Genomic DNA, 20,361 nt, shown 5'->3' with positions numbered 1-20,361 from the left:
CGTGATCCGGACCAGCGTGCTCGTCGCCGGCGGTGGCCCCGTCGGGCTCGCCGCCGCGGTGGAGCTCGGGCGGCGCGGGGTCGCGTGCGTCGTGGTCGAGCCGCGCGCGACCGTGTCCCACGCGCGGCCGCGCTGCAAGACGGTCAACGTCCGCACGATGGAGCACCTGCGGCGCTGGGGCGTCGCCGAGCGCCTGCGTGCCCGGGCGCCGCTCTCGCCGGCGTACTCCACCGACGTCGTGTTCTGCACGTCGCTCGTCGGGCACGAGCTCTCCCGCTTCACCGGCGTTCTCGGGCTCGCCGTCGGCGACGACCGCTCGCCCGAGACCGGGCAGCAGGCGCCGCAGTTCGTCCTCGAGGAGCTCCTGCGCGACGTCGTCGACGAGCTCCCGACGGTCTCGGTGCACCACCGCCGCGTCGTCGACCTCGTGCAGGACGACGACGGGGTGACGGTGGCGCTGGACGACGGCGAGGCGGTGCGCGCCGAGTACGTGCTCGGCTGCGACGGCCCGCGCAGCGCGGTGCGCGACGCCGTCGCGGCGCGGTACGTCGGCGAGCACGCGCTGCGCCCGAACGTCGGCATGGTGGTCCGCGCGCCCGGGCTCGCCGCGCGCGTGCGGCACGGGCCGGCGGTCCAGTACTGGACGGTGAACGCCGCGACACCCGCGCTGCTCGGTCCGCTCGACCTCGACGGCACGTGGTGGGTGATCGCGTTCGGCGTCGACCGCGAAACCGGGGAGCGCGAGGGGGCGCGGCTGCTCGACGGCGCCGTGGGCGAGCGGGTGGACGCGGAGGTGCTCTCGACGGACCCGTGGACCGCGCGGATGCAGCTGGTCGACACGCTGCGGGTCGGACGGGTGTTCCTCGCCGGCGACGCCGCGCACCTCAACCCGCCCTTCGGCGGCCACGGGCTCAACACCGGGATCGGCGACGCGGTGGACCTGGGCTGGAAGCTCGCCGCGGTGCTCGCGGGCTGGGGCGGACCGGGCCTGCTCGACAGCTACGAGGCCGAGCGGCGGCCGGTGCAGGAGCGGGTCGTCCACGCCGCGAGCGAGAACATGCGGACGCTCTCGACCGACCTGCTCGCCGACCACCTCGACGCCGACACCCCCGCCGGCCGCGAGGCGCGCCGGGCCGCCGACCGGCGCATCCAGGAGACCAAGAGCGCCGAGTTCCACGCGCTCGACCTCGTCCTCGACGTCGAGCACCGGGGCTCGCCGGTGGTCGCGGACGGCGCGGGCGGGCGTCTCCCCCACGCCCGGCTACCCGACGGCCGGTCGCTGTACGACGCGCTCGGTCCCGACCTGACGCTGCTGGTGCGCGACCCCGCCGACGGCGCGGCCCTGTCGCAGGCGTGCGCGCGCCGCCGCATCCCGCTGACCACCCTCGTGGACGACGACCTCGGCGCGCGCTGCGCGGCGGGCGTGGTGCTCGTCCGCCCCGACCAGCACGTGGCGTGGGCCGGGCCGGCGGCCCCGTCCGACCCGGACGCGCTCCTCGACCGCGTGACCGGGCGTCAGGCGCTCAGGTCGTCGAGCGCGGCCGCCACGAGCGCGTCGTCGCCGGCGTCGAGGCCGTGGACCACGGCGTAGCAGGGGCCCACCGTGCGCCAGTCGTGGGCGCGCGCGGTGAGGTCCTCCCCGTAGGCGTCGATCACCGCGGGCGCGAGACCGGTGTCGAGCAGCAGCCACTCGAGGTCCTTGGCCGGGTCGCCGGCGCGGGCGTCGCCCCAGTCGATGACGCCGGTGAGCGCGCCGTCGACGACCAGCACGTGCTCTGCGCGCAGGTCGCCGTGGACGGCGGCGGTCGGCGGGACCTCGCGCAGGCGGTCGAGGGCCGCGCGCAGGCGCCGGTCGTCGGGCACGCGCGGGGCGACCTCGGCCTCGAAGCGCGCGAAGGCACGGCGTCGCCAGTCGCTCGTCGTCGCGGCGTCGGGCAGGCCCCGGGCGACGGCGTCGGCGAGCGGGACGTCGTGCAGGGCGCGCACGAAGGCACCGAGGCGGCGCGCGTCGTCCGGGGTCAGCGTGTCCGGGGGGAGCGTGTCCAGCCCGGCCCCCGGGACCAGCGCGTGCCGCACGGTCAGCGGTGTCTCGCCGACGACGACGGGTCGCGGCACCGGCAGCGGGAGCCGGTCCGCGAGCCAGGGCAGCAGGAGCGTCTCGCGGCGCAGCCCGTCCTCCGCGTCGGGGCGGCGGGCGGTGCGCTCGACCCAGCGGTCGTCGACCAGCACGGCGTCGCGGTCCCAGCCGGACCCCAGCGGCACGCGGCGCGGCTCCCGTGGCGGCACCCTGTCACCGTGACGGACGCCCGCGCGCGCCGCGCGCCGGCGAGGAGGAGAATGGTTGTACGAACAACTATCCGAGCCATCGGAGGAGTCCCATGACGCAGGCCGAGCGCCGCCCGCTGCTGCAGATCATCGTCGCGAGCACCCGCCCCGGGCGGATCGGCGACCCGATCGCGCGCTGGTTCGCCGACTACGCCCGGGCCTACGAGGGCTTCGAGGTGGAGATCGTCGACCTGGCCGACGTCGACCTGCCGATGTTCGCCGAGCCGGAGCACCCGCGTCTCGGGCGCTACACGCTGGACTCGACGAAGGCCTTCAGCGCGACCGTCGCCCGCGCGGACGCCTTCGCGATCGTGCACCCCGAGTACAACCACAGCTACAACGCCGCGCTGAAGAACGCGCTCGACCACCTCAACCGGGAGTGGGCGGGCAAGCCGGTCGCGCTCATCGGCTACGGCGGCGTGGCCGCGGGCGCCCGTGCCGCGGAGGCGCTCCTGCCCGTGCTGCTCGCGCTGCGCATGGTGCCGGTCGCCGCCACCGTGCCGATCCCCTTCGCGGCCAAGCACGTCAGCGGCGAGGGCGAGGAGCGCACCTTCGACCCGGCCCCCGAGACCGAGGCCGGGGCCAAGGCGGCGCTCGACGGGATCACCGAGTGGCTCGGGACGCTGGGCCTGCGCGGGGAGCGCTGACCCGGGCTCAGGTCAGGTCGGCCAGGCCGGGGCCCGCGAGCTCGTCGGGGCGCACCGGTCGCCCGCTGACCGCGAGGAGGAGCGCCAGCGCCGTGCCCCGCACCTCAGGGCCGTCCCCGATCACGACGTCGGTGTCGGTCGCGCGCAGGCGCAGCGAGGCCACGCGCTCCTTCGCGCCGCCGAAGGACGCGGGGGTGCGCACCTGGAGCCGGAGCGCGCGGACCACCGCCTCGGTCGGGTAGGTGTGGGCGATGCCGAGGGGCCGGCGGACGTCCTCGCCGTGCACCACCTCCTCGACCAGCCGGGTGTCCGACGGCGCGGGCGGCGCCGAGGTCCGCGTGACGACATCGGCGAGCCGCTCGAGGGTCTCGCCCGGCGTCGCCCCGCGCTCGCGAGCGACGCCGCGGGAGTTGAGGCGGTCGAAGTCGAAGCGGGCCCGGACCATGCCGGCCACGAAGCCGAGCCGCGTCGTCCGGGCACTGTCGACGAGGTGCGCGACGACGTCGTGCACGCTCCACCCCGCGCACGGCGACGGCGTGTCCCACCGCGCCGCGTCGACGCCGCGCAGGTCCTCGACCAGCGCCGCGCGCTCCGCATGCACCAGCGTCCAGACGTCGGCCACGGCGGGTCCTCCCGCGATCCTGTCCATGCCGGGTGGGACGGACGGCGCGGCCGGAAATCATCGCGCACGGTGCCGACCGGTCCCCGCGCGAGTCATCGCCGGCTGCCGCGAACGCCAACGCCAACGCCAACGCCAACGCCAACGCCAACGCCAACGCATCGAGGAGACAGGCCGGGGACACGGAGGAAACCGGGACCTCGCCGTACTGAGCTGAGACGGGTCTCAGGATCTCCGGCGTCGTTGTCGGGGGTCGGGGCTAGATTCGAACACATGAGCGAACAGGTGGGTGCGGCGGAGTGGGAGGCGCTCGCGCGCGCCCGCGCGGAGGTGGTCGCCCACCGCCGTGGCTACCACCGCCGGCTGCAGGCCATCGCCACGCTCGCCGAGCTGAAGACGGTGGTCTCCACCGGCTACCGCTCGCTCGAGGCCATGCTCGCCGACCGCGACAACCTCGACCGCGCCGACGCGACACGCCTCGTGGCCGAGGCCGCCGACCTGTGCCCGCGCAGCACGATGCACGGCCAACCGCTGCCCGCCCGGCTGCCCGCCACCGCCGACGCGCTGGCCGCGGGGGCGATCGACCCCGCCCACGTGAAGATCATCCGGGAGACGATGCGCCGGCTCGACGCCCTGATGGCCCCGCCCCCACCCGAGGAGTGGTCCGGGGTGGAGCGCACGCTCGCCGAGCAGGCCCAGGTGCTGCCGCCGCGGATGCTGCGGGTGCTGGCCAAGAAGTTCGTCGACCTCTACGACCCCGACGGCGCCGCCCCACCCGACGGCGAGAACAGCCGCGACGAGCTGCGGTTCCTGCGCCGCCGCGACGGGTCGCTGTGGTTCACCGGCCGCCTCGGCGACCCCCTCGACGCCGAGATGGTCATCGAGGTGTTCGGGGTGCTGGCCGCCCCCGCCGGCACCGACGACGAACGCGGCCTCGAGCGGCGCCAGGCCGACGCGTTCACCGAGCTGGTCCAGGACGCCCGCGGCCCCCGCGGCCTGGCCACCGACACCCGCCACGAACACCGCGACACCGAGCCCGCACCCGAGGACGAGCCGGTCACCGACACCGAGCCCACCGACACCGAGCCCACCGACACCGAGCCCGAAGACGCAGACGCCATGACCGCGGCCGCCGAGCCCTTCCCGGGCAACGGCGAAGGCCCGCTCGCGCTGATTCCCGCACCGCGCCGGCCAGGTCCGCCCGCATCGTCAGGTGGCTGGACCGAGCGGCCCGGCCGCGCCCTGCTCACGATCACCATCGACCACCGCTGGCTCTGCGCAGCGCTGAAGGAGCGCAGCGGTGCCGGCACCCTCGACTCCGGCCACCACGTCGACCCCGCCACCGTGCGCCGCTGGGCCTGCGACGCCGAGATCGTCCCCATGATCCTCGGCACCCGCTCCGAACCCCTCGACGTCGGCCGCACCCAACGCACCGCCCCCGACGCCCTGCGCCGCGCCCTCAACCAGCGCGACCGCGGCTGCGCCTTCCCCGGCTGCACCCGCCGACCCCGCCGCTGCCAGGCCCACCACCTGCGCCACTGGTACGACGGCGGAGCCACCGCCCTGCACAACATGTGCCTGCTCTGCCGCTACCACCACCAGCTCATCCACCACAGTGAGTGGCAGATCGAGATGATCGACGGCCGACCCTGGTTCACCCCACCCTGGATCATCGACACCGACCGAAGACCCCGCCCCGGCGGACGCCCCCGCATCCCGCTCTGACCGTAGCCGGGCGACGCGGCGGTCGTGGTCGAGTCGATCGGTCCTCCTGACCGCACCCGCTCCCGGGTCCGGCTGCGGGACGAGAGGGTGGACAGCGCAACCCGGACGGCAATGTCCCACGTCGGCCCTCGACCTCGAGGCAGCCGGGACCACGGCGCTCCAGCGCGCGGCCGTGACCGGAGTCAGCCCCGGTCTCGCTCGACCCGCGCCAGCACCTCGTCGCTGATGGCCGCCCAGGCCTCGACCTGGGCGTCGTCGAGACCGTCGAACACCAACGACCGCACCGCCTCGACGTGCCCCGGCGCCGCCTGCTCGATCGCCTGGCGGCCCTCGTCGCTCAGGAGGATGAACGCGCCGCGCGCGTCGTCGGGGCAGTCCTGGCGGTCGACGAGGCCTCGCTTCTGCATCCGTGCGAGGTGGTGGGACAGCCGGCTCTTCTCCCACTGCAGCTCGTCGGCGAGCTCCTGGACGCGCAGGGGTCCGTCGCGCTCGCTCAGCGCGACCAGCACGTCGAAGTCGGCGAACGAGAGCCCCGCATCGGCCTGCAGCCGGCGTCCGAGCTGCGCCTGCAGCCGCGCGTTCATCGCGAGGTAGCCGCGCCACGCGCGCTGCTGGTGGTCGTCGAGCCACCGGGGTCCGCCCATGGCGTCGATGCTACTCGTTGACGTGTCATCGAACAGGGTGCAACATAGATGACACGTCAACGTCTACCGAGGAGAGTCCGATGACCGTCGACACCGCCACCCTCGACGCCGAGCGCGCCCGCATCCGCGACGCCCACCTCCATCCGCTCGCCGAGCGGCCCGCGTCCACGGCGCGGGGGCTGCACCACACGGCGCTGGTGTCGAGCGACGTCGAGCGGACCGTGCGCTTCTACCAGGACGTGCTCGGCTTCCCGCTCACCGAGCTGATCGAGAACCGCGACTACCCCGGCTCCTCGCACTTCTTCTTCGACATCGGCAACGGCAACCTCGTCGCCTTCTTCGACTTCCCCGGCCTCGACGTCGGCCCCTACGCCGAGGTGCTGGGCGGGCTGCACCACCTGGCCATCAGCGTCGAGCCGGAGCGCTGGTCGGAGCTCGTCGCGCGCTTGGAGGAGGCCGGCGTCGAGCACGAGGTGCACAGCGGGGTCTCCGTCTACTTCCGCGACCCCGACGGCGCGCGCATCGAGCTCATCGCCGACCCCCTCGGCGAGATGTACGGCCACCAGGTCCTCTGATCGCCCTACCGCGGCGAGGCGCGCCGCACGGGGTCGTCCTCGAGCTCGGCGCGGTCCCAGTCGCCGTGGTCCGCGGCCGCCTCGTAGGTGTCCTGGAGGAAGTCGAGCAGCGTGTTCTCCGGGTCGGCGCTGGTGCGCACGGCCTCGTAGGGCAGCAGGAACTGGCCGCCCGCCTCGTAGTAGAAGGCCTCGGACGGGCGCACGGGGTGCTCGCGGAACCCCGTCGGCTCCGGGTAGGCGTAGGCGTAGAACGAGCCCTCCCCGCCGCCGCCCGGCCAGAACCCGGCGCTCGACAGCTCGTGCGAGTAGCCCTCGACCATCACCCAGTCCCCGCAGTTGGGCGCGCCGCCGGGGTGGTCGGGGGCGCGGCGGCCGGAGAAGCGGGTGACGGCCATGTCGAAGCTGCCCCAGAAGAAGTGGACGGGGCTGACCTTGCCGATGAACCGCGACCGGAACGTCGACAGCACGCGGTCGGTGGCGACGAGCTGGCCCCAGAACCGGTGCACGGCGTCGGCGTCGTAGCTCGCGTGCTCGGCGTCGGACTCGAACGGGATCGCGCGCACGACCTCGACCGGCCGCGTGTTGATCGGGATGTCGAGGCCGAGGTCGTCGAGCGCGCGGCGGGTCTCGGCCCAGAACTCCGACACCGGCTTCGGCTCGAGCGCGACCGTGCGCTCCTCGCCGCTGCTGACCCGCAGGCGCAGGCGGTGGGAGACGAAGTCGAACTCGGCGTCGAACAGGCGCCGGCCCCACGGCACGGACGAGGTGGTGAGCCCGCGCGGGGACACGTAGAGCGGCACCTGCCACCAGTGGTTGACCATCGGCGCGGCCGCCAGCCGGACCTTGCCGATCACCTGCGTCCACATGTGCAGCGTGTCCCGGGTGGCCTCCCAGTCCTCGACGCGCAGCGACGGCCAGCCCTCGTCCGTGGTCATGGTCGAGAAGGTACGCGTCACCGGGCGACCGCCTCGTCGACGAAGCGCGCGATGGCCGCGGTGAACTCCCGGCGGCTGTCGGTCCAGGCATAGAACATGTGCCCGCCCTCGAAGTGGTGCACGGTCAGGCGTTCGGCCGTGCCCGGGTCGAGGCGCATGAGGTTGCAGAGGCGGTCGGTCGCGAAGTAGGGCGTCTGCAGGTCGTGCCGGCCGTGGGTGATGAACGCGCGCGTGTGCGGGTTGAGCGCCATCCCGTACCGGAAGTCGTCGGTCGCGCCGGGGATCGGCTGCAGGTAGACGCCGGCCGCGTCGTTCTTCCAGTTCACCACCACGTCGGTGTTGAGCAGCTTGTATTCCCGGTCGGTGTCGACGCCGATCTCGGAGCGCAGGACGCGGTTGACCCCGGCGGTGAACACCGGGCCGATGCCCGTGAGGGTGGGGTCGCCGCCGGCGAAGACGTCGCGGTCGGGGAACGGGTCGGTCGTCGTCACCGTCGCGTCGTACCGGCCGACGACCCGGCCCTCGTCGCGCAGCAGCTCGCGGGTGAACTGGGCGACGCGCACCCGCCCGGCCACGCGGGCGACGAACGCCGGCGCGAGCCCGAGCAGGTCCGCGAGCCGCGCCATCACGCGCTCGCGCTCCTCGACCGGCATCGAGGCGCCGCGGGTGAGGAACACGGCGTACTCGCCGGTCGCGAACTCCTCGACCGTGCGGCGGACCTCCTCGAGCGACGTCCCCGGCGCGAACGCGCGGGAGCGTCCGTGGTGGTGGGCCGCGAGGACCATCGTCGGGAGCACGTCGACCCACGGCACCACGTCGTAGTCGCCGCCCCCGAGCGCCCCGACGGCCAGGCTCGCGAACTCGAGCGCCGGCGAGATGAGGATCGACCCGGCGATCCCGATCCCGGCACTCTCCTGCAGGACCCGGGTGAGCCGCCCGACGCGGTAGCCGCCGTAGCTCTCGCCCGCGAGGAACACCGGCGAGCTCCAGCGCCCGTTCTCGGACAGCCAGCGCCCGATGAACTCCGACATCGCGGCGAGGTCGCGGTCGGTGCCGAAGTAGGCGTCGGCGTTCTTGGACGCCTCGCCGTCGCCGCCCTCGTCGATCATGCGGCTGAAGCCGGTGCCGACGGGGTCGACGAAGACGAGGTCGGTGAACGCGAGCCACGCGTCGTCGTTCGTCACGAGCCGCGGCGGCGGGGCGGGCATGGTGCCGTCGCCGGGGACGTCGATGCGTTGCGGGCCGACGGCTCCGACGTGCAGGTACGCCGACGAGGCACCCGGACCGCCGTTGAAGACGAAGGTCACCGGCCGGAGGGCGTCGGAGGTGTCGTCGGGGCCCATGACGTACGCCACGGAGAAGATCTCCGCGGTCGGCTTCTCGTCCTTGCGCAGCACGAGCCACCGCGCGGTCGCCTCGTACTCGGCGCCGTGCCAGGTGCCGGTGGTCGAGGCCCCGGGCGGCGGCTCGTGCGCCGACCTGCCCGCCGGCTCGGTGGTCGTCGAGGTGCTCGTCGAGGTGCTCGTCGAGGGGGTCGCGTCGGGGCGGTCCGCGTCGGCGCGGGTCATCGGGCTCCTCCGGGGACGGTCGGGGTGACCCGACCATCACAGACCGTGCCGTGGCGGCACGGTCAACCCGCCCCGCCGACGCCCGCCCGCGACCCGGATGTCTTCCCCCGACGGGGCCCGGGTCCGCACGCTGGGACCCATGGACGCAGCGAGCATCGAGCGCGCCGACGAGGGCGGCTTCCCCTACCTCCTGCACGAGGGCGAGGCCCCGGTGCGGGCGCAGTGGTACTTCCGCGAGCAGACGCGGCTGCCGGTGGCCGTGCACCGCTGGGTGTTCCCGCCCGGCGCGACCGAGGGCAACCACGTCCACCCCCACGACGAGCCGCTCGACGAGCTCTACCTGCTCGTCGCGGGCCGGGCGACGATGACGCTGGGCGAGCGGCGGGTCGACATGGTCGCCGGTGACGCGCTGCTGGCGCCGGCGGGTGTCGAGCACGGCGTGCGCAACGACGGTCCGGAGCCCGCCGTGTTCGTCGTCGTGTGGGGGCGGCCCGGCGAGGGCTTCGACTGGACGCCGTACGGGACGGGTCGGGCGGCGGAGCAGGCGGCCGACACCTGATCCGGCGCGCACGACGTCAGCCGCCGTGCACCAGCACCACGCCGCCCAGCACGAGCGCGAGACCGACGAGCTGCGGGCGGGCCAGGCGGTCGCGGAACACCAGCACGCCGGTCGCGGCGCCGAGCGCGACGCCCGCCCCGCTCCACACCCCGTACCCCACCGCGAGCGGCATCCCGAGCACCAGGGCGCGCGACATGAGCAGCACCGACGCCGCCATCCCGGCGCACGCCGTGACCACCCACCGGACGCGCCGGAGGCCGTCCGAGGCGCGCATGGCGGCCAGGGACACGGCCTGGGCCGCGACGGACCCGACGAGCAGGAGGGAGGCGGTCACCGCGGCACCTCGGTGCGGTGCAGCAGCACGGAGCCGCCGAGGATCAGCAGGAGACCGGCGCCCTGGACGGGCGCGAGGGGCTCGCCCAGGAGGACCGTGCCGAGCGCCGTCGCCGACACCAGCCCGCAGCCGGTCACCGTGCCGTAGGCGACACCGAGGGGCAGGCCGTGGTCGAGGGCCCGCGAGAAGAGCAGGACCGCGGCCGCGTAGCCCGCGAGCACCCCGAGGGCGCCCGCGGGCCGGGTGAAGCCCGCCGCGGCGGGCAGCGACAGCGTCCCGGCGACCTCGCAGACGATCGTCCCGACCAGCAGCAGGCGACCTCTCCACGCGTCCACGTCCGCCATGGTGGGCCCGCGATGACATCAGTGGGAGTGACTTCTCCTCGCGTACTGGTTCAGCATGACTGCATGCCTCTCGACCCCCACCGGCTCCTCGTGCTGCGCGCGGTGCACCGCACCGGGAGCGTCCGGGCCGCCGCGTCGGCCCTGCACCTCACGGCCTCCGGGGTGTCGCAGCACCTCACCCGGCTCGAGGCCGAGACCCGCCTCGCCCTGCTCGACCGCACGCGGCGCGGCGGGGGCCGGACGGTGGCGCTGACGACCGCCGGGCTCGCCCTGGCCGAGCGTGCCGACGACGTCGCCGAGGCCCTCGCCGGCGCCGACCGCGAGGCGGACCGCCTGCGCGGGGGCGCCGGGGGCACGGTGCGCGTGGGCGGCTTCCCGACCGCGCTCGGGAGCTTCGTCGTGCCCGCCCTCCAGGAGCTCGCGATCAGCGACCCGGCGCTGCAGGTGCAGGTCGTCGAGGTCGACGGCGAGGAGGGCGTGCAGCTCGTGCGGGCCGGCGAGCTGGACCTGCTGCTGGGCGAGCGGTACTCGGAGGCGACGTCACCGCGTGGCGGTCCGCACCCGGGGCTCGTCGAGGACGACATCCGCCGCGACCCGTTCCGGATCGTCGTCCCGCACATCTGGGCGCGTCCCGCGACGCTCGAGGAGCTCCTCGCCGGGGCGTGGGTGACGACGCCGCGGCGCCTCGGCGTGCGCCAGGTCCTCGACCGGCTGGCCGACGAGCACGGCGTCGCCACCGGTCACCTGCACCTGTGCACGGACTCCCGCACGGTCCTGGCCCTCGTCGCGGCGGGGCTGGGCGCCGCGGTCATCCCCGAGCTCGCCCTGTCCTCGTTGCCCAGCGGCGGCGTCGACCTCTACGCCGCCGCGGTCGACCTCGGCGCCCGGGTGCTGACAGTGGTGGGGACGGCGCACCAGCGCCGCTCGCCCGCGACCGCGCGCTTCCACCGGCTGATCCGCGAGATCGCGAGCCGGGAGGCCTCTCCCGCCGTCTCCACCGTATAGCGCGCGCGGGGGCTTGCCGCAAGACCGGGGTCGTTCCGCACCCTTCTCCGCATCGAACCGGCGAGGAGGCCCGTGTCGGATCAGGGACACCACGAGGAACTGCGCGCCGAGCAGCGCTACGTCGCCGGGCTCTACGCCCGCCTGGACGCCGAGCGCGGGCGGGCGCGGGCGGCGTACCGCGCCGCGCTGCGGGGCGACGGCGAGTCGCCGATGGACCGCGACGTGCGCGTCCGCGCGCTCGCGTCGCAGGTCAGGCGACTGGACGTGGCCGACAGCGGCCTGTGCTTCGGGCGGCTGGACGCCGAGAGCGGCGAGCGCCACTACGTCGGCCGGATCGGGATCCTCGACGAGGACGACGAGTACGCGCCGCTGCTGCTGGACTGGCGGGCGCCGGCCGCGCGACCGTTCTACACCGCGACCGGCGCGCACCCCGAGGAACTGCGGCGGCGCCGGCAGTTCCACACGCACGGTCGCCGGGTGGTCGACTTCTCCGACGAGCACTTCGGGGACCTCCGTGAGGAGGCCGGCGGCGACGAGGCCCTGCTCGCGGCGGTCGACGCGCCGCGCGGCGAGGGCATGCGCGACATCGTCGCGACGATCCGGGCCGAGCAGGACGAGATCATCCGCCTCGAGCACCCCGGCGTGACGGTGATCGAGGGCGGCCCGGGCACGGGGAAGACCGTCGTCGCCCTGCACCGCGTCGCGTACCTGCTCTACACCCAGCGGGAGCGCATCGCGCGCCACGGCGTGCTCGTCGTCGGCCCGAACCCGGCGTTCCTCGACCACATCGGACGCGTGCTGCCCGCGCTCGGCGAGACCGACGTCGTGTTCGCGACGCCCGGCGACCTCGTGCCCGGGCTGTCCGTCACCGCCGAGGACACGCCGGCGGCCGCGCGCGCCAAGGGGTCGCTCGCGATCCTCGCCGTGCTCGCGGTCGCCGTCGCCGACCGTCAGCAGCTGCCCGACGAGCCCCTGGACATCGAGCTCCAGGATCTCACCGTCCGCATCGACGCCGCGACCGCGCAGTGGGCGCGCGAGGAGGCGCGGGCGAGCGGGCGCCCGCACAACGAGGCCCGGTCGGTGTTCCGCGAGATCGTCGTCTACGTCCTCACCGAGCGGGCGATCGGGCGGATCGGGCGGGGCTGGCTGACCCGCGACGACCGCGCGGCGTGGGAGCAGATGCGCACCGAGCTCACCGACGAGCTCGCCGAGCACGAGGGGTTCGCCGCCGCGATCGACGCGCTGTGGCCGGTCCTGACCCCCCAGGACGTGCTGGCGACGCTCTACACCTCGCCCGCGCGGCTGCGGGCCGCCGGCGCCGACCCGGCGCTGCACCGCGGGGTCGGCGACGCCTGGACCGTCTCCGACGTGCCGCTGCTCGACGAGCTGGTCGACCTGCTCGGGCAGGACCCCGCGGCGGCGCGCGCGCAGGAGCGCCGGGCGAGCGCCGAGGAGCGGGCGGAGGCGGAGTACGCCGCGGGCGTCATGGACATCCTCACGCTCGACAGCGAGGAGCTGGACGAGGACCTCGGCGTGCGCGTCGGCGACCTCACCCACGCCGGCGTCCTCGCGGAGCGCTTCGAGCAGACCGACACCCGCGAGCTCGCCGAGCGTGCCGCCGCAGACCGCGACTGGACCTACCGCCACGTCGTCGTCGACGAGGCGCAGGAGCTCTCGGCGATGGACTGGCGCGTGCTCATGCGCCGCTGCCCGGGCCACGGGTTCACGGTGGTCGGGGACCTCGCGCAACGCCGCTCCCCGGCGGGCGCGACGTCGTGGGGCGAGGTGCTCGACCGGTACGTGCCGGGGCGGTGGGTGTACCGGTCGCTGACGGTCAACTACCGCATGCCGGCCGAGATCATGGCCGTCGCGGCGGGGGTGCTGGCGGCGTTCGCGCCGGGGGTCGCGCCGCCGGAGTCGGTGCGGGCGAGCGGCGCCGTCCCGTGGTCGCGGCGGGTCACCGCGGCCGAGCTGCCCGCGGCGATCGCGGCGTTCGTCGCCGACGAGCAGGACCGGCCGGGGACCAGCGTCGTCATCGGCCCGCCCGACGTCCCGGGGGCGACGGCGCCGTCGGCGACCAAGGGCCTGGAGTTCGACGCGGTGCTCGTCGTCGAGCCGGAGCGCATCCTCGCCGACGGGCCGCGCGGTGCGGCCGAGCTCTACGTCGCCCTGACCCGCGGGACGCAGCGCCTCGGCGTGCTGCACCGCGAGCCGCTACCGGCGGTGCTGTCGGGGCTGGCGGAGGTCGGGGTGGCGGAGGTCGGGGTGGCGGAGGTCGGGGTGGCGGAGGTCGGGGTGGCCGCCGCGTCACGGTAGGCCGGACGGCGCGGCACCATGGGTGCGTGGCCGCCGTCGTCCCGCACACCGCAGCGGTCCTGCGGCTGCCCTGCCTCGGCCCCGAGCCGCTGCCGGTGGGCCGCGCCCTCGACGCCGTCGTCGGGTATGCGCGCGCCCGGCGGTGGCTGCGCTTCCGGTCGCCGGGGACGCCGGAGGGGCGCTGGGTGGCCGTGCCGGCGTACGGGTGGGCGCGGTTCGACGCGCGGCCGGCGGCGCGCGGGGTCGACGCCGAGGTCCTGCTCGCGGAGGGCCTGCACGGGCGCCTGGACCGCGACGGCTGGCAGGAGGTCCACGACGCGCTCGCCGCGACCGCGCCGCTGGCCGACGCCGTCGTGGCGCGGGCGGCGGGGCGCGCGTTCTGGGACCTGCCCGGCGAGGAGCTCTCCGTCCTCGACGAGCCCGGCACGGTCGGCGCGCTGCTGCGCCGGCTCGGCGAGGAGGCCGGGCCGCACGCCGCGCACGTCCTCGCCGCCCGGCACCACGCGCACCCCGACCTCGTGCCGCACCTGACGCGCACCACCCGCCGGGCCCTGCTCCCCCACCTCGAGGAGGGCGACAGCGGCGTCGAGGCGGTGGTGCACCGGGACCTGCGCGCCAACGCCGACGCGTTCGCCGCGCTGGAGGCGGCGGTCGCGGCGGCCGTGCCCGACGCCCGGCCGACGCGCCTGCGCCTGCACGACGTGCTGCTCTGGCTGACGACGACCCTGCGCGCCGCGCACGCGGAGCAGGCGGGACGGTCAGGCGACGAAGCGTGAGCGGTACCGGCCCGCCAGCACGAGCAGGGCGAGCTCGACGACGACGGCGCTGACGACGAGCTCGGCGTCGAGGTAGCCCAGCGCGACGTTGACCCCGGCGAGGGCGACGAGCAGGCCCGCGCGGCACAGGCGCACCCCGATCCGGTCCCGGCCGAGCGCCAGCGCGCCGGCGGCGAGCACGAGCAGCACACCGACGACGGCCTCCCCCGCCGACGCGACGACGAGCATCGGCGGGCGCGTGCCCGGCGGCACCACCCGGTCGTCGAGGACGATGCTGACGTCCGGGTCGCTGCTCCACAGCGCGACGAGCACGACGAGCCCGACCAGCGAGAGCAGGCCGAGCAGCGCCGATCCCGCGATGAGCAGCAGGCGGTGCGCCCAGCGCGGGAGGAGCAGGGCCTCGGCGCGCCGGAGGGCCGGGCGTGGCGGGCGCTTCTCCGGCACGCGCTCCGGGCGCCGCGCCAGGACCGACACCCCGAGCACGCCGAGGAACACGCCGTAGATGATCGGCGCGGCGAGCGGGGTGAAGTAGTCGTTGCGGGCGGTGATGAACTTGCCGACCTCGTCGACGAACAGTCCCGACCCGACGCCGACGCAGACGGCGGTCACCCGCGGCACCCAGGCGTCGGACCACAGCAGCGCCGTGAGCCCGCCGAGCAGGAGCAGCAGCCCGCCCCACAGCGCGTGGGCCAGGTGGTACTCCCCGCCGCCGATCTGCGGGTAGCCCGTGAGCTCGAGATAGAGCCGCGTGACGACGACGGTGACGCCGAACGCCACGGCCACCAGCCGCACGCTCCGCGCGGCGTCGGGGCGCAGGACGGGGGCGCGGGAGGACGGCGCGCCCGGGGACGACGCAGACGGGGCCGACCGATCGTCCGCGTCGTCCGACGCGGGCACCGCGGTCGTCGTCATCGCGTCTCCCGGCCCTGGTCCTCGCTCCCCCGACGGTAGTGACCGGGGCAAGCGGGCCGGGTGCGCTCAGGTCCTCCGGGGCCGGCTGCCGCCGCGGGGCCGCAGGGTGACGCCGGCGTCGAGCAGGAGGCGGCGGACGTGCCCGAAGCTGCGGCCCGTGTCCTCGGACAGACGCATGAGGCTCACGCCCGCCGCGTACCGCTCGACGAGGTACCGCGCGAGCGCGGCCCGGTCCGCGTGCTGCCCCCGTCCGGCCTTCGACGACGTCCCTGTCCTCGCCACCGTCTGCGACACCAGCGATCTCCTTCGGTCGGTTGCCGACGACGGTAGGGACGAGCGGACGGTCATCCCGGGAACCGTCCAGGATTGAGACATGACCTCTCTGTGGCCCGAGACCCCGCCGCCGTCCGCGGAGGATGTCGCCGCGCGGGTGCGGACCGAGCGCCGCGGCCACGTCCTCGTCGTCCGGATGACGCGCGCCGACAGGCGCAACGCCGTCGACGCCGCCATGACGAGCGCGCTGGACCGCGCCCTCGACACCCTCGACGACGACCCGGACCTGCGGTGCGGTGTGCTCACCGGCGGGCCGGAGGTGTTCTGCGCGGGCACCGACATCGCCGTGGGCCCGGGCGCGCCGACACCGCGGGGCGGCAACTACGGCGCGTGGCGCGGCGGCGCACGACGCCGCTGGTCGGCGCGGTCGAGGGCGTCGCGTTCGGCGGCGGTTTCGAGATCGCCCTGGCGTGCGACGTGCTCGTGGCGGGGCGCACCGTGCGGTTCGGGCTGCCCGAGGTCGGGCTGGGGCTCGTCGCCAACTGCGGGGCGCTGTTCCGCGGGCCGCGGGCGCTGCCGCCGATGGTGGCGCGGCAGATGCTGCTCACCGGCGACCCGCTCGACGCCGAGCGGGCCCACGCGCTCGGGCTCGTCGGTGACCTCGTCCCGCCCGGGCAGGCCGAGGAGCACGCGCTCGCCCTGGCCGAGCGCATCGCGTCGCGCTCGCCGGTCGCCGTGACGGCCACCCTCACCGCCCTCGACGCCGCGGTGGAGGACGCCGACGCGCGTGGGTGGGCCGACACCGGGTCCGCGGTGGCCCGCGTCCTCGCGAGCGAGGACCGCGTCGAGGGCTTGGCGGCGTTCTTCGCGAAGCGCCCGCCGGTGTTCCCGGGCCGCTGAGCCCGCGCGGCTACTCCGCCGCGCGCTCGGCCCGCTCCCGCTCGCGGGCCTCGACGTCCTCGCGCGAGCAGAAGCCCCGACCGTGGCGCTTGCGGCAGAGCAGGCCCAGCAGCCCGCCCTGCTCGTCGACGACGGCGAGGCGCCGGCCCGTCATGGCCTGCCGGACCTCCTCGACGTCGGCGTCCGGGCCGACGGTCCGCCCGGCGAGTCGCCCCCGGTCCACGACGGCCGCGCCCGCCGGCGCGCCCTCCAGGTCCCCCCGCTCGACGACGGCGAGCAGCTGGGGACCGTCGACGACGAGCACCGCGTGCACGTGGTCGTCGGCGAGCACCGCCCGCGCGTCCCCGACCGTCGCCTCGGGCGCGCAGGTCTTGGGGCACGCGAGCATCGCGTCGGCGACCGTCGCCCCGGCGCGCAGCCGGTCGCCGCGGCACGTGTCGGGCAGCGGGAGGGTCACGGCTCCGGATTCTCCGCGTCGGACCCGGACCTTGCACAGGGCTGTGAGCGACGGGCTCAGGACGCCGGGGCCCCGGTGTGGCTGAACGACGCGTCGGCGGTGTCGCGCATCGGCCGTTCCTGGCGCGCGAGGCGGTCGAGCACGCGGCGCAGGTCGTCGAGGAGCTGGTCGGCGAGGTCGTGGGTCAGCCCGTTGCGGACCACGAACCGCAGCACGGCGAGGTCGGTGCGCTCGGGCGGGAACGTGTAGGCCGGCACCTGCCAGCCGTGCTCGCGCAGGCCGGCCGAGACGTCGAAGACCGAGTACGCGGTGACGTCCGGGGCGAGCGTCGCCGCGAACACCGGCAGCTCGTCGCCGCGCGTGAGCAGGCGGAACGGGCCGAGCGCCGCGACCTCGCGCGCCAGGCGCGTCGCGACGTCGCGGCAGTGCTGCTGCACGCGCGTGAAGCCGTCCCGCCCGAGGCGCACGAACTGGTAGTACTGCGCCGCCACCGGGGCGCCGGGGCGGGAGAAGTTCAGGGTGAAGGTGGCCAGCTCGTCGCCGAGGTAGTTCACGCGGTAGACGAGCTCGTCGGGCAGGTCCGCGGCCTCCCGCCAGGCGACCCACCCGAGCCCGGGGTAGACCAGCCCGTACTTGTGGCCCGAGGTGTTGATCGACGCCACGCGCGGGAGCCGGAAGTCCCACACGAGCTCGGGGTCCAGGAACGGCGCGATCATCGCCCCGGACGCGCCGTCGACGTGGACCGGCACGTCCGGCCCGCCGCGCGCGGCGAGAGCGTCGAGGGCCGAGCAGATGTCGGCGACGGGCTCGTAGCTGCCGTCGAAGGTCGAGCCGAGGACGGCGACGACCCCGATGGTGTCCTCGTCGACGTGCGCGAGGGCCTGCTCGGCGTCGAGGTGGAAGCGGTCGCCGCTCATCGGCACCAGGCGGGGCTCGACCTCGAAGTAGTTCGCGAACTTGTCCCAGCACACCTGCACGTTGCCGCCCATGACGATGTTGGGCCGGCCCGTGCCGCGACCTCCCGTGCCCCCGCCCTTCCCCCGCCAGCGCCGCTTGAGCGCGAGGCCGGCGAGCATGCAGGCCTCGCTGGAGCCCGCGGTCGAGCAGCCGGGCGCGCCCGCCGGGTCCGGCGCGTGCCAGAGGTCCGCGAGCATGCGCACGCAGCGGCGCTCGAGCTCGGCGGTGCGCGGGTACTCGTCCTTGTCGATCATGTTCTTGTCGGCGCACTCCGCGAGCAGCTGCGCCGCGTGCGGCTCCATCCACGTCGTGACGAACGTGGCGAGGTTGAGCCGGGCGTTGCCGTCGAGCATCAGCTCGTCGCGCACGAGCTGGTGGGCCAGCTCCGGCGCGAGCTCGCCCTCGGGCAGGCGGTGCGCGGGCATCCGCCCGGGCTCGTCGGTGAACGTGGGGACGACGGCGGCGTCGAGTCCGCTGCCGGCGTAGGGCGCGTGGCGCGGACGGGGGTGCTCGTGCGGCATGGGGTGATCGTGGTGCACGGGGACCGCCACCTCGACCCGCTCCACGGACGTGACGCCCGATCAGCCGGGCCGGCGTCCGGCATCGCGGCCGCGCGGCGGCACGACCATCGCCTCCGGGGTGTCGGGCAGCGCGAGGGTGGCCCGGGCGGTCGGGCGGTGGCCGAGGAACGCGGCGCGGTTGGCGTGGCCGAGCAGCAGCGGCAGCAGCTCGCGGGCCGCGACGCTGCCGTACCAGCCGGCGCACGCCGGACCCTCGCCGAACGCGGTGACGCCGTCGGAGCGCACGGTGGGCCCGGCGACGACGAGCGGGGTGGGGTCGCCGGTGTGCAGCACCCCGCCCGTCGACGGGGTGGCGTGGTCCCCGGTGACGGCGACGACGGCGCGCTCGGCGAGCTCGAGCAGCGGCGCGAGCCCCGGGTCCGCCGCCTCGAGGACCTCGAGCTTGGCGCGCGGGTCCTTCGTGTGCCCGGCGTCGTCGGTCGCCTTCGTGTGCACGTGGACGAACGCCGCACCCTCGTCGAGGAGCTCGCGGGCGGCCGCGAGCCGGTCGTCGAGCTCGGCGCCGAGGTCGGTGCGCGGGTCCAGGTAGGGCGGCACGTGCCGGCTGCGCAGCCCGAGCAGGGCGGCGAGGCCCCGGTAGAGCCGCGTGCTGGTCACGGCCGCGCCGGGGATCCCGACCTGCTCGGCGAAGCCCGGCACCTCTCCCCGCGTCCCGGACCACTTGGTCGTCAGGACGTCGAGTGCCGGCAGCCCCCGCTCGCGCCGCGCGGTATTGCGGGGGTGCTCGACGAGGGCGGCGCGGAGGTCGAGCAGCAGCGCGGAGAGCGCCGCGGCGGTCGGGGCAGCGCCGGGCGCGTCGTCGTGCGGGAGCACCCGCAGCCAGGGGTGGCGATCCTCGAAGAAGGGGTCGGAGTCGGTCACGCGACCGTCGGCGTCGTCCCCCAGCACCAGCAGCGCCTCGCCCCGGCCGCCCAGCGCCTCGAGCCGCATCCCGTGGTCGCCGGCCAGCGCGGCGACGTCGCCCAGCAGCGCCGCCGCGTCGTCGCCGTCGGTCGACGCCGTCCGGCCGGTGATCCACACCCGGCCGTCCGGACCCGTCGCCGACGTGCGCAGCGCGGCGTGGGTGACGGCGACGCCCGGCGGGACCTCGATCCCCGCCCCGAGCGCCTCGAGCACCGCGCGCCCCGGGAACGGCACGTCGGCGTAGCCGAACACCGCCCAGTGCGCGAGCTCCGAGGACGGCGCCCGCCCCCACCCGAACGGCAGGTGCCAGCCGGACGCACCCCGCGCGGCGAGCTCGTCGAGCACCGGGGTGTGCGCCGCCTCGGACGGCGTGCGGTCGCCGAGCGCAGGCACCGTCCGGTCGCCCAGGCCGTCGAGGACGACGAGCACGACGGGCAGCCGGTCGTCGTCGAGCCGCGGCTGCCCCTCGCCGTACCCGGGCGGTCTCACCACGCGCGCCCCGCGAGGAGCTCCTGCAGCACGGGCACGGTCGCCGGCGGTACGAGGTCACGCCACGTGCCGTCGGCCAGGTGCGCGCGGATCGTGGCGGCGTCGAGCTTGGTCGCGGGGTCGCCGTCGACCACGACCACCGCGTAGCCGCCGTCGGCGAGCCGCCCCGCCTTGTCGGTCTCCCACGCCGAGTACGCCCGCACGAACTGCACCGCGTCCCGCGGCACGTACTCGGGCCACAGGTGCGGGCGGGTGAGGTCGAAGGGGACGACGGTCGCGCGGTCGGTCAGCCCCGCCCCGGCGAGCGCGGCGGCGAGGAGGCGGACGCGCTCGAAGTAGGTGAACGGGTTGGCGTCGTCGGTGTGCCGGTGCGCGGAGGTGGCGGCCTCGTGGCGCGCGCCGGTGTCGGGGTTGGTGACGGCGACCACGAGGTGATCGTGCTCGGCGAGGGCGAGCGCGAACAGCTCGAGGTGCTGGGCGTGCACCGGCTGGAACCGCCCGGTCACCGCGGCGAGGC

The 20,361-nt window shown here is 75.8% G+C and carries 22 protein-coding genes and 1 pseudogene; 10 read left to right on the top strand and 13 right to left on the bottom strand.

Going from position 1 to position 20,361, the window contains the following annotated elements:
* Position 1: 1 nt before the first annotated feature.
* On the top strand, positions 2-1,591 hold the full coding sequence (locus tag ACYX4T_RS26705; RefSeq protein WP_476012228.1) for an FAD-dependent monooxygenase: 1,590 nt from the start codon (positions 2-4) through the stop codon (positions 1,589-1,591).
* Here the strand turns inward: ACYX4T_RS26705 and ACYX4T_RS26700 are convergent.
* Positions 1,516-2,286 carry a phosphotransferase gene (locus ACYX4T_RS26700; protein WP_476012227.1) on the bottom strand — a complete coding sequence of 257 codons (771 nt, stop codon included), beginning with the start codon at positions 2,284-2,286 and terminating at the stop codon, positions 1,516-1,518. The genes ACYX4T_RS26705 and ACYX4T_RS26700 overlap by 76 nt on opposite strands.
* A gap of 92 nt (positions 2,287-2,378) precedes the next feature.
* On the opposite strand from ACYX4T_RS26700, the gene ACYX4T_RS26695 reads away from it, so the two are divergent.
* Positions 2,379-2,972 (top strand): NADPH-dependent FMN reductase, encoded by a 594-nt coding sequence (locus ACYX4T_RS26695; protein WP_476012226.1) that lies wholly within the window; start codon positions 2,379-2,381, stop codon positions 2,970-2,972.
* Between the two features lie 7 nt (positions 2,973-2,979).
* Here the strand turns inward: ACYX4T_RS26695 and ACYX4T_RS26690 are convergent, their stop codons facing one another.
* Positions 2,980-3,594 carry a maleylpyruvate isomerase family mycothiol-dependent enzyme gene (locus ACYX4T_RS26690; RefSeq protein WP_476012225.1) on the bottom strand — a complete coding sequence of 205 codons (615 nt, stop codon included), beginning with the start codon at positions 3,592-3,594 and terminating at the stop codon, positions 2,980-2,982.
* 270 nt (positions 3,595-3,864) lie between these two features.
* On the opposite strand from ACYX4T_RS26690, the gene ACYX4T_RS26685 reads away from it, so the two are divergent.
* A complete protein-coding gene (locus ACYX4T_RS26685; protein WP_476012224.1) occupies positions 3,865-5,316 on the top strand; it encodes an HNH endonuclease signature motif containing protein in 1,452 nt (483 codons plus the stop codon).
* Between the two features lie 182 nt (positions 5,317-5,498).
* Here the strand turns inward: ACYX4T_RS26685 and ACYX4T_RS26680 are convergent, their stop codons facing one another.
* Complete coding sequence (locus tag ACYX4T_RS26680; protein ID WP_476012223.1) at positions 5,499-5,960, bottom strand: MarR family winged helix-turn-helix transcriptional regulator; 462 nt, start codon at positions 5,958-5,960, stop codon at positions 5,499-5,501.
* Between the two features lie 80 nt (positions 5,961-6,040).
* On the opposite strand from ACYX4T_RS26680, the gene ACYX4T_RS26675 reads away from it, so the two are divergent.
* Positions 6,041-6,535: a VOC family protein gene (locus ACYX4T_RS26675; protein WP_476012222.1), complete on the top strand. Its 495-nt coding sequence runs from the start codon at positions 6,041-6,043 to the stop codon at positions 6,533-6,535.
* A gap of 5 nt (positions 6,536-6,540) precedes the next feature.
* On the opposite strand, the gene ACYX4T_RS26670 is transcribed toward ACYX4T_RS26675, so the two are convergent.
* Positions 6,541-7,470 (bottom strand): DUF5996 family protein, encoded by a 930-nt coding sequence (locus ACYX4T_RS26670; protein WP_476012221.1) that lies wholly within the window; start codon positions 7,468-7,470, stop codon positions 6,541-6,543.
* 17 nt (positions 7,471-7,487) lie between these two features.
* Entirely contained in the window at positions 7,488-9,038 is a 1,551-nt protein-coding gene (locus tag ACYX4T_RS26665; RefSeq protein ID WP_476012220.1) for a S10 family peptidase, read from the bottom strand.
* A gap of 139 nt (positions 9,039-9,177) precedes the next feature.
* On the opposite strand from ACYX4T_RS26665, the gene ACYX4T_RS26660 reads away from it, so the two are divergent.
* Positions 9,178-9,597 (top strand): cupin domain-containing protein, encoded by a 420-nt coding sequence (locus ACYX4T_RS26660; RefSeq protein WP_476012219.1) that lies wholly within the window; start codon positions 9,178-9,180, stop codon positions 9,595-9,597.
* 16 nt (positions 9,598-9,613) lie between these two features.
* Here ACYX4T_RS26660 and ACYX4T_RS26655 read toward each other — a convergent pair whose 3' ends face one another.
* Together ACYX4T_RS26655 and ACYX4T_RS26650 are read right to left on the bottom strand one after the other, a co-directional pair.
* Positions 9,614-9,931, bottom strand: a complete 318-nt coding sequence (locus ACYX4T_RS26655) for a DMT family transporter (protein WP_476012218.1) — start codon at positions 9,929-9,931, stop codon at positions 9,614-9,616.
* A complete protein-coding gene (locus tag ACYX4T_RS26650; RefSeq protein WP_476012217.1) occupies positions 9,928-10,266 on the bottom strand; it encodes a DMT family transporter in 339 nt (112 codons plus the stop codon). The genes ACYX4T_RS26655 and ACYX4T_RS26650 overlap by 4 nt, the downstream gene beginning before the upstream one ends.
* Positions 10,267-10,338: 72 nt before the next feature.
* Between ACYX4T_RS26650 and ACYX4T_RS26645 the strand changes: the two genes are divergently transcribed.
* From ACYX4T_RS26645 to ACYX4T_RS26635, 3 genes are all read left to right on the top strand, one after another.
* The gene (locus ACYX4T_RS26645; RefSeq protein ID WP_476012216.1) at positions 10,339-11,280 is read left to right on the top strand and encodes a LysR family transcriptional regulator; all 942 of its coding nucleotides are present in this window, start codon (positions 10,339-10,341) and stop codon (positions 11,278-11,280) included.
* A gap of 72 nt (positions 11,281-11,352) precedes the next feature.
* Positions 11,353-13,596 (top strand): RNA polymerase recycling motor ATPase HelR, encoded by a 2,244-nt coding sequence (helR, locus tag ACYX4T_RS26640; RefSeq protein ID WP_476012215.1) that lies wholly within the window; start codon positions 11,353-11,355, stop codon positions 13,594-13,596.
* A 26-nt stretch (positions 13,597-13,622) separates the two neighbouring features.
* Positions 13,623-14,372 carry a hypothetical protein gene (locus tag ACYX4T_RS26635; RefSeq protein WP_476012214.1) on the top strand — a complete coding sequence of 250 codons (750 nt, stop codon included), beginning with the start codon at positions 13,623-13,625 and terminating at the stop codon, positions 14,370-14,372.
* On the opposite strand, the gene ACYX4T_RS26630 is transcribed toward ACYX4T_RS26635, so the two are convergent.
* Together ACYX4T_RS26630 and ACYX4T_RS26625 are read right to left on the bottom strand one after the other, a co-directional pair.
* Positions 14,355-15,284: a hypothetical protein gene (locus ACYX4T_RS26630; RefSeq protein WP_476012213.1), complete on the bottom strand. Its 930-nt coding sequence runs from the start codon at positions 15,282-15,284 to the stop codon at positions 14,355-14,357. The two genes, ACYX4T_RS26635 and ACYX4T_RS26630, sit on opposite strands and share 18 nt — an antisense overlap.
* A gap of 66 nt (positions 15,285-15,350) precedes the next feature.
* Positions 15,351-15,578 (bottom strand): helix-turn-helix domain-containing protein, encoded by a 228-nt coding sequence (locus ACYX4T_RS26625; protein WP_476012212.1) that lies wholly within the window; start codon positions 15,576-15,578, stop codon positions 15,351-15,353.
* A 79-nt stretch (positions 15,579-15,657) separates the two neighbouring features.
* Between ACYX4T_RS26625 and ACYX4T_RS26620 the strand changes: the two are divergent.
* Positions 15,658-15,843 (top strand): annotated as a pseudogene (locus tag ACYX4T_RS26620) (enoyl-CoA hydratase); the annotation flags it as partial.
* 104 nt (positions 15,844-15,947) lie between these two features.
* A complete protein-coding gene (locus ACYX4T_RS26615) occupies positions 15,948-16,457 on the top strand; it encodes an enoyl-CoA hydratase-related protein (protein WP_476012211.1) in 510 nt (169 codons plus the stop codon).
* Between the two features lie 10 nt (positions 16,458-16,467).
* Here ACYX4T_RS26615 and ACYX4T_RS26610 read toward each other — a convergent pair whose 3' ends face one another.
* From ACYX4T_RS26610 to ACYX4T_RS26595, 4 genes are read right to left on the bottom strand one after another with little or no spacing between them, the layout of a single operon-like run.
* Positions 16,468-16,914, bottom strand: coding sequence for a CBS domain-containing protein (locus ACYX4T_RS26610; protein WP_476012210.1), 447 nt, complete (start codon positions 16,912-16,914; stop codon positions 16,468-16,470).
* Positions 16,915-16,970: 56 nt separating this feature from the next.
* A complete protein-coding gene (gene gad, locus ACYX4T_RS26605) occupies positions 16,971-18,392 on the bottom strand; it encodes a glutamate decarboxylase (protein WP_476012209.1) in 1,422 nt (473 codons plus the stop codon).
* Between the two features lie 60 nt (positions 18,393-18,452).
* Entirely contained in the window at positions 18,453-19,844 is a 1,392-nt protein-coding gene (locus tag ACYX4T_RS26600; RefSeq protein ID WP_476012208.1) for an alkaline phosphatase family protein, read from the bottom strand.
* The gene (locus ACYX4T_RS26595) at positions 19,841-20,350 is read right to left on the bottom strand and encodes an adenylyltransferase/cytidyltransferase family protein (protein ID WP_476012207.1); all 510 of its coding nucleotides are present in this window, start codon (positions 20,348-20,350) and stop codon (positions 19,841-19,843) included. Before ACYX4T_RS26595 ends, ACYX4T_RS26600 begins: the two co-directional genes overlap by 4 nt.
* Positions 20,351-20,361 lie beyond the last annotated feature (11 nt).

The sequence above is a fragment of the Actinomycetospora sp. ABD4_176 genome, assembly GCF_056311855.1.
This window is presented reverse-complemented; position numbering and strand designations above follow the sequence as displayed.

Excerpts from the sequence above, each read along its gene's own strand:
- ACYX4T_RS26675 (WP_476012222.1), top strand. The coding sequence starts at position 6,041 with ATGACCGTCGACACCGCCACCCTCGACGCCGAGCGCGCCCGCATCCGC.
- ACYX4T_RS26670 (WP_476012221.1), bottom strand. The coding sequence starts at position 7,470 with ATGACCACGGACGAGGGCTGGCCGTCGCTGCGCGTCGAGGACTGGGAG.
- ACYX4T_RS26645 (WP_476012216.1), top strand. The coding sequence starts at position 10,339 with ATGCCTCTCGACCCCCACCGGCTCCTCGTGCTGCGCGCGGTGCACCGC.
- ACYX4T_RS26660 (WP_476012219.1), top strand. The coding sequence starts at position 9,178 with ATGGACGCAGCGAGCATCGAGCGCGCCGACGAGGGCGGCTTCCCCTAC.
- ACYX4T_RS26680 (WP_476012223.1), bottom strand. The coding sequence starts at position 5,960 with ATGGGCGGACCCCGGTGGCTCGACGACCACCAGCAGCGCGCGTGGCGC.
- ACYX4T_RS26685 (WP_476012224.1), top strand. The coding sequence starts at position 3,865 with ATGAGCGAACAGGTGGGTGCGGCGGAGTGGGAGGCGCTCGCGCGCGCC.
- ACYX4T_RS26630 (WP_476012213.1), bottom strand. The coding sequence starts at position 15,284 with ATGACGACGACCGCGGTGCCCGCGTCGGACGACGCGGACGATCGGTCG.
- ACYX4T_RS26665 (WP_476012220.1), bottom strand. The coding sequence starts at position 9,038 with ATGACCCGCGCCGACGCGGACCGCCCCGACGCGACCCCCTCGACGAGC.
- gad (WP_476012209.1), bottom strand. The coding sequence starts at position 18,392 with ATGCCGCACGAGCACCCCCGTCCGCGCCACGCGCCCTACGCCGGCAGC.
- ACYX4T_RS26695 (WP_476012226.1), top strand. The coding sequence starts at position 2,379 with ATGACGCAGGCCGAGCGCCGCCCGCTGCTGCAGATCATCGTCGCGAGC.